Genomic DNA, 12,552 nt, shown 5'->3' with positions numbered 1-12,552 from the left:
GAAAGGGCCTCTGTGGGAGGAAAGGCATTTCCTCCCGGGGAAAAGTCACGGACTGTGAAGGGTCCAACGGGCACGGTGTTGGGGAAAGACGTGGCTCAGTGTTGGATGCGCGTGCCCAGCAGGAGCAGGAAGCCGGCGATCCACCGCGGGTGGGCGGGCCAGGCGGGGGCGGTGACGAGGTTGCCATCCACCACGGCCTCGTCGGAGGCCACCTCGATATAGGAGCCGCGGGCCAGGGCCACCTCGGGGCCACACGCGGGGTAGGCCGTGCAGCGCTTGCCCTCGAGCGCCCCCGCCGCGGCGAGGATCTGCAAGCCATGGCAGATGGCGGCGATGGGCTTGCGCGTCTCGGCGAAGTGGCGGACCACCTTGAGCACCTGGGGGTTGAGGCGCAGGTACTCCGGCGCCCGGCCCCCGGGAACCACCAGCCCGTCATAATGAGAGGCTTCGATTTCGGCGAACGTGGCGTTGAGGATGAAGTTGTGGCCGGGCTTCTCGCTGTACGTCTGTGCCCCGTCGAAGTCGTGAATGGCCGTGCGGACGAACTCACCGGCCTTCTTGTCCGGGCAGACGGCGTGGACCGTGTGCCCCACGGCCTGCAACGCCTGGAATGGCACCATCACCTCGTAGTCCTCCACGTAGTCGCCCACCAGCATCAGCAGCTTCTTGCCCAACATGGTTCACTCCGGGTTGTGGTTCGTGTGTTGGGATAACATGCCGTGTGGCCCACCGTCTTCGGCGCGTGACGCAGGAAGTCAGGGCAAGTCCTTTCCACGGGAGTGTTGAGTGATGAGCGAGCACCTGGAGAGGGACCTCGCGGCCGTGTTGCCACCCGAGGGGCTTGTCACCGATCCGGACGTGCTCGATGCGCACCGCCACGACCAGGCGGATTGGGCCCCGGCGGGGAAGCCTCGCGTGCTGGTGCGCCCGGGGTCCACGGCCGAAGTCCAGGCGGTGCTCCGGGTGGCCACCGCCCACCGGGTGCCCGTGGTGGCCCGGGGCGCGGGCTCGGGCCTGTCCGGGGGCGCCAATGCTGTGGAGGGGTGCATCCTGCTGTCGCTTGCCCGGATGAACCGCATCCTGGAAATCGACCGGCGCGCCCTCCTGGCCGTCGTCCAGCCAGGCGTCATCAACGGCGCGCTCAAGGCGGCCGCCGCCGAGCAGGGGCTCTGGTACGCGCCGGACCCGGCGAGCTGGGAGTTCTCCACCCTGGGCGGCAACCTGGCCACCAACGCGGGCGGGCTGTGCTGTGTGAAGTACGGGGTGACGGGGGACGCGGCGCTGGGGCTCGAGGTGGTGCTCGCGGATGGCTCCGTGGTGCGCACCGGGGGCCGCACGGTGAAGAACGTGGCGGGCTACGACTTGACCCGGCTGTTCGTCGGCTCCGAGGGCACGCTGGGCATCATCACCGAGGCCACGCTGCGGTTGCGGCCCCGGCCGCCGAAGGCCACCACGCTGCTGGCCTCGTTTCCCTCGCTCGTGGGGGCGGGCGTGGCGGTGATGGACATCATGGCGGGCCTGCGGCCCTCGCTGCTGGAGCTGATGGACCGGACCACGGTGCGCGCGGTGGAGGCCGCCCGGCCCATGGGGCTGGATGGGGAGGCGGCGGCGCTGCTGCTGGCCCGCTCCGACGCGGGGGGCGAGCAGGGCGTGGAGGAGTGCGCGCGGATGGCGGCGGTGTGCGAGGCGGCCGGGGCCACCTTCGTGGCGCAGTCGGCGGACGAGGCGGAAGGGGAGCTGCTCCTGGGCGCGCGCCGCTTCGCGTTCCCCGCGCTGGAGAAGCTGGGCACCACGCTGCTGGATGACGTGGGGGTGCCGCTGTCGCGCATCGCGGAGCTGCTCGCGGCGGTGGAGCGCATCGCGGCCCAGCGCGGGGTGCTCATCGGCACGTTCGGGCACGCGGGCGACGGCAACATGCACCCCACGCTCGTGTTCGACCGGAACGATCCGGACGCGGTAGCCCGCGCCCAGGCGGCGTTCGAGGACATCCTCCACGTGGTGAGGGAACTGGGCGGCACCCTCACGGGGGAGCACGGGGTGGGGCTGCTCAAGCGCCCCTTCCTGGCCGCCCAGCTCGGCCCCGGGACGATGCGGCTTCACCACACGCTCAAGGCCGCGATGGATCCGCTGGGCCTGCTCAACCCCGGCAAGCTGCTCTGAGCAGGCCCCGGGCTCAGCCCTCGCCGGCGAGGGTCCGCTGGAGGTCGTCCCGCATCTGCTTGCGGATGGGGTACAGCCCCCGGTTGGGGAAGGCCCCGGCCTCTCGCGTGGCGGCGCCGATGGAGGGGTAGAACGGGTCGGCCTTCAGCGCCGGGGTGTCATAGACCTCCAGCGCGGCGGGCATGAGGTAGCGCGGGACGCGGCCGGTGGCGGGCGCATCCTCGCTCATGAGCAGCCAGGAGTAGGTGCTCGCCTGGCTCATGTACTCGGTGAACCGGAGGGCGGCCTGCTCGCAGGCGCCGGTGCAGTTCTTGCCCAGGAAGAAGGAGTCGGTGAACACGATGGGCTGGTTGCCCTGGCCCAGCGGCGCGAGCGAGATGCGCAGCGTGCCCGCCGTGGCCTCCTCGGGCCGCCGCTTCAGCACGGTGTGCAGCCGCTCGGAGTAGCCCAGCAGCGCGTCCGCCTGGCCGTCCGCGAACAGGTGCGTGGGCAGGTCGAAGTTCTCGCTGGCGTCGTAGGTGCCATCGATGCAGGGGTTGCCGTTGGCCGTCTCGCAGCCCTGGACGAGCGCCCTCATGCCGGCGAGCACGTCCGGGTCATACTGCGTGGAGACGGCGGACTGGACGTTCCCGGCGCCGTAGGAGTCCGTCCACGCGTCGAAGTAGAGCGCGGGCAGGTTCCAGCTTCCCAGCCAGTTGCCCGTCAGGTTCATGGCCGGGGTCTGAAGCCCGTCGAGCGCCTGCACCAGCGCGTCCACCGTCGGGGCGCTGCTTACCGCCTCGCTGCGCGAGAGGAGGTAGTGCGCGCACAGCCAGTGCGGCACCCCGTAGAGCTGGCCCTGGTACGTGGAGGCCTCGAGGCTCGCGGGGTGCCATTGGGGGCCTTGCGGCAGCGCCGGCCAGGGGCGCACGGCGCCCGTCTCCACGATTTCGCCCAGCAGGGACGTGTCCGTCTCGACGACGTCGTAGGGGCAGTCACCCTCGCCGCGCAGGGAGCGCGCGAGCTCGGCGGGCTCGTAGAGGTCGTCCTTGAAGCACGTGGGGTTGATGACCAGGTCCACGTCCGGGTGCAGCTGCTCGAACTCACGCTCGAGCCGCTCGCCGAGGGCGCGGAACTGGTCTCCCGCCGCGTCGGGAATGTACGAGTAGAGGGGGACGCGGAGCTGGGTCCGGGGCCCGGGCGTGGGCTCCGGCTCCGAGTCACCACAGCCCACGAGGGGGCACGTCACCGCGCTGATCAGCAGCATCCATTTGGGGGAGGGCATGTCCGGTTTATAGCCGGATTCCGCGCGGTGCTCCTCCGGGGGTTAGAACCGGTACTGCGCCTTGATGCCACCCATGAGCCAGAAGTGGAGCCCCTTCTCGTCGATGTCCACCGACTCGGAGTCCTCACCGTCCGAGAGGCTGGCGCTGGAGTACTGGCCCACCGTGAAGGTCGCGAAAGGACCCACCGCGAAGTTCTTGCTGAGCTTGAAGTCCACGCCGCCCTGGAGCGCCGCGAACTCGAAGCCGCTGAAGGTGACGCTGGACTCGAAGGTGTCGCCGCCGAGTTCCGCGGAGGCGCTGAGGTTGAAGCGCTCGTAGCCAATGCCCAGGCCCACCCAGGGATCCACCTTCGCGAACGGGGCGGTGTGGTAGGCCAGGTTGACGCCGAAGCGCATCACGTTGATGGAGCAGCTGGCGCCCTCCTCGCAATCCTCGGCGAGGAGCCCCGGGGCGTACTGGAACGAGCCGCCCAGGTAGAGGTGGGAGGTGAGGAAGTAGCCCGCGTCGATCTGCAGCGGGATGATGCCCGAGACCACATCGCTCAAGTTCGCGTCGGCCTCGCCCGTCGCCTTTCCGAGGGGCAGGCCAAAGCCGGCCCGCAGGCCCAAGGCGAACCCGCGGCCGTCCTGCCCGGAGCCGTCTTCGCTGTCCTCGAAGGACGCTTCGTTCCGCGAGCGATCCTCGGCGTAGTCACCGTCGTTGGATTGGGTCCGCTTGAAGTCTCCAGTGCCGCGCCAGTCCGCCATGGCGGCGGGGGCGATCAGGGAGAGGGTCAGCGCGGAGAGCTTCCAGAGAGCGTGGGCGGTCATGATGTTCCGTCAGAGAAGAGGGCAGCGGTGCGCTGCGGAATGCGTTCCCTCAGACGGGGGCCCCTCCTGAAGATTCAATGCGAACGCCCGGCAGCGGACGGTCGCGCGCGCCAGTGGTGGGTAGCGGAAGCTCGCCGCGCTCACCGGTGAACGCCCCGGTGGCGCTCCAGTTTTTCGTTCTTAGCTTGAATTCCTGCCTCATCACGAGGTGGCTTCGCAGGCGCGAAGTGGGGGGAGTATGGGCCGTCATCAAGAGCTGGAGCTGGAGCCCGCCGTGTCCGCGGACGTACACGACGCGCTCGGAGAAGACCTGGACGCCTATCTGGACCGTGAGCTGCTCCGCCCGCCCGCGCCCGAGCCGAAGCCCGCCTCCCGCGCCGTGACGGCCCCGCGGAAGCCTCGCAAGAGCCTCCAGGGCATGCTCGCGCTGGCGGCCGAGGAGGAGCGGTGGATGGGCTCGAAGCCGGGGCCCGAGGGGCAGTCCGAGTCCCCGCCGCGGGTCCGCGAGGCTGCTGCCAGCAAGAAGCCTCCCGAGGTGAGCGAGACGCAAACGACGCAGGTGCTGCTGCCGGAGCTGGCCTGGGGCGCCGAGCCCGCGCCGCTGTCCGAGGAGGAGACTGCCTCCTTGCAGAAGCCGTGGCAGACGCTGGAGGACACGCTCCGGCCCCCGGCCTCGCGCCGCCGCCTCACGTCCGTGCTGCTGGCGGTGGGGGTCCTGGGGGTGGGGGCCCTGGGAGTGGGGGCCGCCTGCGCGTTCTGGGCGATGCGCCCCGCGGTGCTGCGTGCTCAGGAAGTGAAGGAGGCCTCCGTTCCCGCGGGCACCGTCGCCGCGGTGGCGCAGGCTCCCGCGAAGCCCGAGCCGGTTCCGGAGCCGCCGCGTCCCAAGCCGCCGGTGCGGCAGACCGTGGCCTCCCCGGAGCCCGCCAAGACCCTTCCGAAGGCGCCCGTGCCGACCCCCGTGCCCACGGCCGTGAAGGCCGCTCCAGAGCCCTCCAAGCTGGACTCGGCGGAGGACCTGGACGCGGAGTTCGCCCAGAAGCTCAGCGTCGCGGACAAGCGCAGTGCCCCGGCACCCGGGCGCAAGCGCGCCGCGCCCGGGTGGGGGCCCTCGAAGGTGGAGGAGGAGGACCTCGGCGATTCGAGCGATGGGGCCCACAGCAGCGGTTTGCCCGAGCGCCTGGAGCCCTCGGAGATTCAGCGCGTGGTGGTGGCCAACCAGCCCGCGATCGCCTCGTGCATCCGGCGCCACAAGGAGGCCACGGGCAGCGAGGGGGGCTCCTTCGTGCTGCGCTGGACCATCCTGTCGAGCGGCTCGACGGCGCAGGTGGGCATGGCCTCCGAGGAGATGCGGGGCACGCCCCTGGCCCGCTGCATCGAGGGGCTCGTGCGGGGCTGGAAGTTCCCGCGCCACCGCGTGCAGCAGGCGCCCATCCAGTTCCCCTTCCGTTTTTAGGAGCGGTTAGCCCCGCCGGGCGAGCTGGGCCGCCTTGAGCAAGGCTTCCACCATGGGCACGCGGTTCGCCTGGCCCTTGCCCGCGATGTCATACGCGGTGCCGTGGTCCGGCGAGGTGCGCGGCACGGGCAGCCCCAGCGTCACGTTCACCGTGCGCTCGAAGTCCAGCGCCTTGGCCGGGATGAGCCCCTGGTCGTGGTACATCGCCAGCACCGCGTCATAGGGGATGGCATCCGGCCGCGCGAAGAGCCCGTCCGCGGGCACGGGCCCGTGCGCATCCACCCGCGCCGCGCGCGCCCGGCGGATGGCGGGGGCGAGCACTTCCACCTCCTCGCGCCCCAGCAGTCCCCCTTCGCCCGCGTGCGGGTTGAGCCCCAGCACGGCGATCCGGGGCTTGCGCCCCACCACGGGCTCCAGCGAGCGCGACAGCAGCTTGAGCTGCGCGGTGAGCCCCTCCACCGTGAGCAGCCGGGGCAGCGCCGAGAGCGGCACGTGGTTGGTGGCCAGCGCCACGCGCACGCGCGGCCCGTCCATCATCATCATCACCTCCACGCCGAAGGCCTCCGCCAGCACCTCGGTGTGGCCCATGAAGGGGATGCCCGCGCGCGAAATCTGCTCCTTGGACACCGGCGCGGTGCACAGCGCGTCCACCTGCCCGCCTCTCGCCGCCTCGATGGCCGCGGTGACGTAGGCGTACTGGGCCCGGCCGCCCTCGCGCGTGGGCTTGCCCGGCACCCGGTCCTTCTCCGCAAGCTGCGTCACCACGCACACCGTGGGGCCCGTGGCCTGGCCCAGCGTCTGGGGCGTGGCGCGCGCGTACCTTCCGAACACGGGGAAGCGCGCCAGCGTGGGCCCGTCGCCGAACACCACCGGCACCAGCGCCTGGCGCACCCGGGGCAGCGCCAGCGCCGCCGCCGTCACCTCCGGGCCAATGCCCGACACGTCCCCCAGCGAGATGCCCACCCGGGGACGGGGCGCCTCCTCCCGGCTCAGATCTTCACCTCGACGGAGGACTTCTGCCGCAGCTCCTGCACGTACTGGTCGATGTACTTCTCCGTCTTGTCCTGGCGCAGCTGCTGCTCCAGCTTGGCGCGCAGCTCCTCGTAGGGGGCCACGCCCACCGCGCGGCGCTCCTCCACCTTCAGCACGTGCCAGCCGAAGTTGGTGCGGATGGGCTCGCTCACCTCGCCCTCCTTCAGCGCGAACGCCGTCTTCTCGAACGCGGGCACCATCACCCCGCGCCGGAAGAAGCCGAGGTCTCCGCCGTCCTCCGCGCTCGGGCCCTCGCTGCGCGCCTTCGCCAGCGCCGCGAAGTCCATGCCCGGCCGGCGCGCCTCCTCCGCGATGGCCTGCGCCTTCTTCTGCGCCGCCTCCACCTGCTCTGGAGAAGCCTTCGGGTCCACCGACACCAGGATGTGGCGCGCGTGCACCTCCGCCTCGCCGCCCTCCAGCTTCGCGTACTGCGCGTAGGCGGCCTTCAGGTCCTCCTCGGACACCTTCACCTTGGGGCCCACCTTCATCTGCATCAGCCGGCCGCGGGCGATCTGCTTGCCGAGGAACTCCCGGTAGCTCTTGAGCGTGTAGCCCTCGCGCTTCAGGAGCTCCTCGAACTGCTCCTGCGTCTCCATGCCGTTCTGCTTGCGCACGTCCGCCATCGCCTCGTCCACCTCCGAGGGCGACACCGTCATGCCCAGCTCGCGGATCTCCGCCTCGATGAGCTTCTCGGCGATGAGCACATCCAGCGCCTGCTTCATCATCTGCGCGCGCGCGTCCGCGCGCCGGCGCGCATCCTTCTCCCCGGCGAGCCGCGCCAGCTCGGGGGCCGCGCGCTGGTTCACCTCCGACAGCGTGATGATGTCGCGGTTGACCACCGCGGCGACCCGGTCCACCAGCTCCGCGCGCGCGCCGCTGCCCCACAGGAGCGCGGCCGCCGCGATGACACCCAGCTTCGTCTTCATCCCGTTCCTCATCTTCCCTTGGCCGCCGCGGCCTGAGCCGTAGGCCGCCCCCGGATGGACTGCAGCGTGCTCTCGTTCACCGAGAGCTTCGCCTTGTCCAGGAGCGCCTTCTCGAAGGCCTCGTGCGCCTCTGCCTGCTTGCGTTTGACTTCGCGGGCCTCTACCTGCGCCCGCACCTCGGCGAACTCCCGCTTGCGCGCCGGCTTGAACTCGAGCACCCGGAACAGGTGGTAGCCGTACTCCGTGGACACCACGTCCGAGACCTGCCCCGGCCGCAGGTTGAACACCACCTCATCGAAGGCGGGCGGCATCTGCCCGCGCGGGAAGAAGCCCAGGTCTCCTCCCACCTTGGCATCCGCGCTCAGCGAGTAGAGCCGCGCCAGGTCCGCGAACTTCTTGCCCGCCTTGAGCTGCGCCTGCACCCGCCGCGCCTCGTCCAGCCCCTTCACCACGAGCTGCGCGGCGTGCACCTGCTCGGGCTCCTGGAACTCCGCCTCGTGCGCGGCGTAGTACGCCCGGAGCTCCTCCTCCGTCACCGCCACGCGCGAGTAGACATGGTGCGTGAAGAGCTTCTCGATGAGCAGCCGGTTCGCCTCGCGCGCCCGCAGCTCCGCGAGCGACAGCTGCCCCTGCGCCAGCACGTCGCTGAAGCCCTCCGCAGGGTAGTCCCCCGACAGCCGCAGCATCCGCCGGTCCACCTCGTCCGGGGTGACCGTGAGGTTGTACTGCTTGGCCTGCTGCAACAGCAGCATCCGCTTGATGAGGGTGTCCAGCAGCGCCCGCTTGAAGGGCTCCACCTCCTCGGGGGTGCGCTCGGGCCCCTCCGCGGAGGACAGCTCCCGCCACAGCTCCTGCTCGAACTCGGCCCGGCCCAGCACCTCGCCGTTCACCATGGCCACCACGTTGGCGTCCGGGGCCTCGAGCTGCGGCTTGTCACAGCCCCCCAGGCCCAGGAGCAGGCAGAGGACCAGCAGGGGGGCGCGCGGAAGGGTGGGGCACATGCGGAACTTCCTGTAGCAGGACCGGGCCAAAGGGCAACAGTGCCCGCCGCCCCGCCCCTAGAGCCGGGTGGCGTGCGCCGAGAGGAACGTCTCCAGCAGGGGGAAGATTTCGTCCGGCGCCCGGCGCCCCAGCACCAGGTCCGCGTGGCCGTAGTCCTCCGCGAACCCGTGGTCCCTCCCGGCGATGACCAGCTTCACCGGCCCCCCCAGGTACTCCTGCGCCCGGGCCACCGCCAGCGGCGGGGCCAGCAAGTCTTTGTTGCCCGCCAGCAGCAGGAACGGCATCCGCGCGCCGGCCAGCGGCACCCGGTAGTCGAACCCACCATCATAGGAGGTGAAGGCGTTGGTGGAGACCCACCGCGCGAACTGGCGCGCCACCCCGCCGGAGATGTCCGAGGGCACGTTGGCCAGCGCCCGCTTCACCACCTCCGTCTCCATGTTGGCCGCGAGCATCATGTAGCGCGTCAGCGGCCCCGGCGGCGCCCCGAAGAACGCCAGCCCCGCGACGCGCCGCGTGGGAATCATTTTGAGCCGCAACAATGGCTCGATGCGTTGAATGAAGAGGCGCAGGCCGGGCTGCACGGCGAAGGTGAAGGGGCTGCCCAGGGCGACGGCGGCGCGCACGGGGGCCTGGGGGTTGCGGGCCAGGTGCGCGTAGAGCATCAGCCCGCCCTTGGAGTGGCCCACCCAGAGGACTTCCTTGGCCCCGGTGGACAGCGCGGTACGCAGGGCGGCCCGCACGTCGTGCTCGGCCTGGTCATCGAAGGTGAAGTCCCCGCTGGGCCCCGCCAGTCCCCGGCCGCGCAGCTCCAGCACCCACGTCTCGAAGCCCGCACGCGCCAGGTGCCGGGCCAGGCTGTAGTGCTCGTCGAAGTCCATGTGGAAGCGGTTGGCTCCCAGTCCATGGCACAGGATGACCGGCTCGGCGTAGCGCCGTTCCCCCCGGGGATGGTAGCGGCCTAAACAAATGGCCGCCCCGTCATCGGTGGGCACCCGGTACAGCTCATCGGGCCGGAAGGTCAGGGTGAGCGGACCTTCAGCCCCCGTCCGTACCGTCCGGGAGAAAAGATCTGCCATTCGGTGGAGCCTGGGCTCCTGTGCTCGCGTCACAAAATAATTGTACCTGGGTGGCACGCCGTGCGCTTCGTTGAAAAGTGAGCATCCTCAAGAACGGCAGGGAGGTTGCAATGCCACATCCCCACACTGACCTGGAGGACCATGGGATGCAGCAGCAAAGCGCAGATGGGAAAGAAACTCCCCGCCATGCTGTCACCGTTTTACCCACCACCACACTGCTGAGTGCCTTGCAGGTGATGGAGCGTCACCACGTCCGCTTGCTCCCTGTGGTGGATGACACGGGGCGGTTGCTGGGGCTCCTCAGCGAGGCCCACATCCTGGCCGCCTGGGGGGAGGACCCCTTGCTGCCGGTGTCGCGGGTGATGGAGCTGTGCATGGGGGGCGAGGAGCCCAAGGAGGTCCAGCTGATCCGGGCGGAGGATCTTCTGGAAGGAACCCTGGAAGGACACGGGAGCCACTGAAGTTTCTCCCGGTGCGGTACAGTCCCGCGCGTGCAGGACGCTTCTCCCCCTTGGACCGTCTACATGCTGCGCTGCCGGGACGGAACGCTGTACACCGGCGCCACGAACAACCTGGAGCGCCGGGTGGCGACCCATGAAAAGGGACGGGGTGCGGCCTACACGCGGGCCCGGCTGCCCGTGGTGCTCGTGTGGAGCGAGCCCGCCGGGGACCGAAGCGCCGCCCTGCGCCGCGAGGCCGCCCTCAAGCGGCTGACCCGGGCCGAGAAGCTGCGGCTGGTGTGCGGCCGGGCAGGCCGGGCGTCCTGAAGTGAGCAACGGGAGGGGGCCGGTGGTTGATTCCCCACGGGCCCCGGGAAGGAATTCCCGTGGGGTGCCCCCCCACCTCTCCTCCACTCCATCGGTCAGGGCGTCATGGGTTCAGTCATCACGAAGCGCAACAATGTGACGGTGCTGGGCAAGGGGCCGGAGACGCTGCTCATGGCCCACGGGTTTGGGTCGGAGCAGAGCGCCTGGCGCTTCCAGGCCGAGGCGTTCCAGGACCGGTACCGCGTCGTCCTCTTCGATCACGTGGGCTGCGGCAAGTCCGACTTCAACGCCTACTCCGCGCGCCGCTACCGCAGCCTGCACCGCTATGCGGAGGACGTGCTGGAGGTGTGCGACGAGCTGGGGCTCACGGACTGCACCCTGGTGGGCCACTCGCTGAGCGGCATGGTGGGCGTGCTGGCCTCGGCCATGGACCCCACGCGCTTCCGGCGGCTGGTGTTCGTGAAGGCCTCGCCGCGCTACCTGAATGATCCCTCCCAGGACTATGTCGGGGGCTTCGAGCAGACGGAGATCGACGCGCTGTACGCGTCCATGTCCGCGTGCTTCGTCTCGTGGGCGAGCGGCTTCGGCAAGGCGGCCGTGGGCAACCCGGAGCGGCCCGAGCTGGCGCAGGAGTTCATCCGGACCCTGTGCGGCATGCGGCCGGACATCGCCCGGTCCATCGCGCAGATCACCTTCCAGTCCGACCACCGGGAGGAGCTGGCCCGCGTGCGGCCCCCCACGCTCATCCTCCAGGCCGGCGAGGACTTCGCGGTGCCGGACTCGGTGGCCCACTACATGGCGCGGACCATTCCTCAGGCGACGCTCGTCTCCATCCCGGCGCGGGGGCACCTGCCCCACCTGAGCGCGCCCCTGGCGGTGACCCAGGCCGTGGACGCGTTCCTCACGTCGCCGTTGCTCTCCTGAAGCCGCGCGCCACCGCGACATCGATGATGAGCGCGCCCGCGAGGAAGAGCCACGGGCCCGGGCGGGAGACGAGCCCGAGCACCGCCCACAGGGTGATGCCCCCCGCCAGCGCGGGCAGCAGCCACGGGTAGCGGCTGAACTCGAAAGGCCGCGCGCGGGTGAGCACCACGAGCGCCCCCAGCGCCAGCACCACCAGGGCCGAGAACGGCCGGGCGCGCCCCGAGGTGGCATAGGGCGGCATGTAGTTCACCATCGAGTCGTAGCGGAACTCGTAGTGGTCCACGTAGTTGCGCGTGAAGCCATCCATCTGCATCTCGCGCACGTGGTAGGGCTGGAAGCCCCCGAGGAAGCCGCCGCCGCTGTAGCCCCAGGTCAGCACCCACATCGAGGTGACGCACACCAGCGCGCCCACCAGTACCCAGCGGCCGAGGCGCTGCTGCTCCGGGGTGCCCGGGCTGGCCAGGAGCGGGCGCAGGGCATGGCGCTGGTCATAGCCGAGCACGAGGGCGGCCAGCAGCCACAGCAGCGGGATGAAGCCCAGCGACAGCACCATGAACGCGTGCACGAACGTGAGCAGGGTGAAGAGGGGCAGGAAGTGCGGGTGCTCGGCCACCTGGGCCGCGCGCACCAGCGGGGTGGGGAGGACGCGGCCCGCGGCCCGCAGCTCGCGCGCGCCGATGAGCACGCTGCCCGCGAGCATCAGCACCGACCAGATCCAGCCGATGCCGGAGAAGAAGGGCAGCAGGGTCAGGAGGATGGCGAGCGCCACCAGCCCCGCGCCCAGCAGCGCCAGCGAGCGCCCCGGCAGGCGACCCCGCAGGCGCGGGTCCTCCAGGACGTTCTGCACCGCGTGGGCGGTGTGCTCCGCGGCCCGCCGGGTGGCCTCCGCCGCGGAGGCCGCGGCCCGGCTCACCTCGGGGGGAAGCCGGGGGCCGTCCGAGGCGCCCTCGGCGGTGGTGGTCTTGCCACAGTGGGCGCAGAACCGGCCCGGGGGTGTGGGAAGCGGTTGCCCGCAATGCGCGCAGAACATGGCCCCACCTTAGCCCACCCCGGCACCGCCTGCCCCGAATCGCAGGGACGGCCGCCTGGAGCGCGGCCCGGCGTCAGGGAGGCGCGCACCGCCCGCGGGAAGACGGCC

Annotated in this window: 13 protein-coding genes; 5 read left to right on the top strand and 8 right to left on the bottom strand. The window is 70.9% G+C overall.

What is annotated here, in order from left to right:
• Positions 1 to 95: 95 nt before the first annotated feature.
• Entirely contained in the window at positions 96 to 677 is a 582-nt protein-coding gene (locus KY661_RS25500) for a DJ-1/PfpI family protein (protein WP_225412700.1), read from the bottom strand.
• 112 nt (positions 678 to 789) lie between these two features.
• Between KY661_RS25500 and KY661_RS25495 the strand changes: the two genes are divergently transcribed.
• Positions 790 to 2,160 carry an FAD-binding oxidoreductase gene (locus tag KY661_RS25495; RefSeq protein ID WP_225412699.1) on the top strand — a complete coding sequence of 457 codons (1,371 nt, stop codon included), beginning with the start codon at positions 790 to 792 and terminating at the stop codon, positions 2,158 to 2,160.
• Positions 2,161 to 2,173: 13 nt separating this feature from the next.
• Here KY661_RS25495 and KY661_RS25490 read toward each other — a convergent pair whose 3' ends face one another.
• Positions 2,174 to 3,424 carry an extracellular solute-binding protein gene (locus KY661_RS25490; protein WP_225412698.1) on the bottom strand — a complete coding sequence of 417 codons (1,251 nt, stop codon included), beginning with the start codon at positions 3,422 to 3,424 and terminating at the stop codon, positions 2,174 to 2,176.
• A gap of 42 nt (positions 3,425 to 3,466) precedes the next feature.
• Complete coding sequence (locus KY661_RS25485) at positions 3,467 to 4,234, bottom strand: outer membrane beta-barrel protein (protein ID WP_225412697.1); 768 nt, start codon at positions 4,232 to 4,234, stop codon at positions 3,467 to 3,469.
• A 238-nt stretch (positions 4,235 to 4,472) separates the two neighbouring features.
• Between KY661_RS25485 and KY661_RS25480 the strand changes: the two genes are divergently transcribed.
• Positions 4,473 to 5,687 carry an AgmX/PglI C-terminal domain-containing protein gene (locus KY661_RS25480; protein WP_225412696.1) on the top strand — a complete coding sequence of 405 codons (1,215 nt, stop codon included), beginning with the start codon at positions 4,473 to 4,475 and terminating at the stop codon, positions 5,685 to 5,687.
• Between the two features lie 6 nt (positions 5,688 to 5,693).
• Here KY661_RS25480 and pdxA read toward each other — a convergent pair whose 3' ends face one another.
• Genes pdxA through KY661_RS25460 form a run of 4 tightly spaced genes read right to left on the bottom strand, consistent with a single transcriptional unit; the run spans position 5,694 to position 9,723 of the window.
• On the bottom strand, positions 5,694 to 6,650 hold the full coding sequence (gene pdxA / locus KY661_RS25475) for a 4-hydroxythreonine-4-phosphate dehydrogenase PdxA (protein WP_225412695.1): 957 nt from the start codon (positions 6,648 to 6,650) through the stop codon (positions 5,694 to 5,696).
• Between the two features lie 26 nt (positions 6,651 to 6,676).
• Positions 6,677 to 7,645: a peptidylprolyl isomerase gene (locus KY661_RS25470; protein WP_225412694.1), complete on the bottom strand. Its 969-nt coding sequence runs from the start codon at positions 7,643 to 7,645 to the stop codon at positions 6,677 to 6,679.
• Between the two features lie 8 nt (positions 7,646 to 7,653).
• Complete coding sequence (locus KY661_RS25465) at positions 7,654 to 8,646, bottom strand: peptidylprolyl isomerase (protein ID WP_225412693.1); 993 nt, start codon at positions 8,644 to 8,646, stop codon at positions 7,654 to 7,656.
• 57 nt (positions 8,647 to 8,703) lie between these two features.
• Positions 8,704 to 9,723: an alpha/beta hydrolase gene (locus tag KY661_RS25460; RefSeq protein WP_225412692.1), complete on the bottom strand. Its 1,020-nt coding sequence runs from the start codon at positions 9,721 to 9,723 to the stop codon at positions 8,704 to 8,706.
• Positions 9,724 to 9,833: 110 nt separating this feature from the next.
• Here KY661_RS25460 and KY661_RS25455 point away from each other — a divergent pair, with 110 nt between their 5' ends.
• From KY661_RS25455 to KY661_RS25445, 3 genes are all read left to right on the top strand, one after another.
• Positions 9,834 to 10,184, top strand: coding sequence for a CBS domain-containing protein (locus KY661_RS25455; protein WP_317987299.1), 351 nt, complete (start codon positions 9,834 to 9,836; stop codon positions 10,182 to 10,184).
• Between the two features lie 63 nt (positions 10,185 to 10,247).
• A complete protein-coding gene (locus KY661_RS25450; RefSeq protein WP_225412690.1) occupies positions 10,248 to 10,490 on the top strand; it encodes a GIY-YIG nuclease family protein in 243 nt (80 codons plus the stop codon).
• A 105-nt stretch (positions 10,491 to 10,595) separates the two neighbouring features.
• Positions 10,596 to 11,414, top strand: coding sequence for an alpha/beta fold hydrolase (locus tag KY661_RS25445; protein WP_225412689.1), 819 nt, complete (start codon positions 10,596 to 10,598; stop codon positions 11,412 to 11,414).
• Here KY661_RS25445 and KY661_RS25440 read toward each other — a convergent pair.
• Positions 11,392 to 12,444 (bottom strand): hypothetical protein, encoded by a 1,053-nt coding sequence (locus tag KY661_RS25440; RefSeq protein ID WP_225412688.1) that lies wholly within the window; start codon positions 12,442 to 12,444, stop codon positions 11,392 to 11,394. The genes KY661_RS25445 and KY661_RS25440 overlap by 23 nt on opposite strands.
• Between the last annotated feature and the right edge of the window lie 108 nt (positions 12,445 to 12,552).

Source organism: Allostigmatella hybrida (assembly GCF_020103775.1).
Lineage (GTDB): Bacteria > Myxococcota > Myxococcia > Myxococcales > Myxococcaceae > Hyalangium > Hyalangium aurantiaca.
The sequence above is the reverse complement of the archived record's forward strand: the minus strand, read 5'-3'. Positions and strand labels throughout refer to the sequence as shown.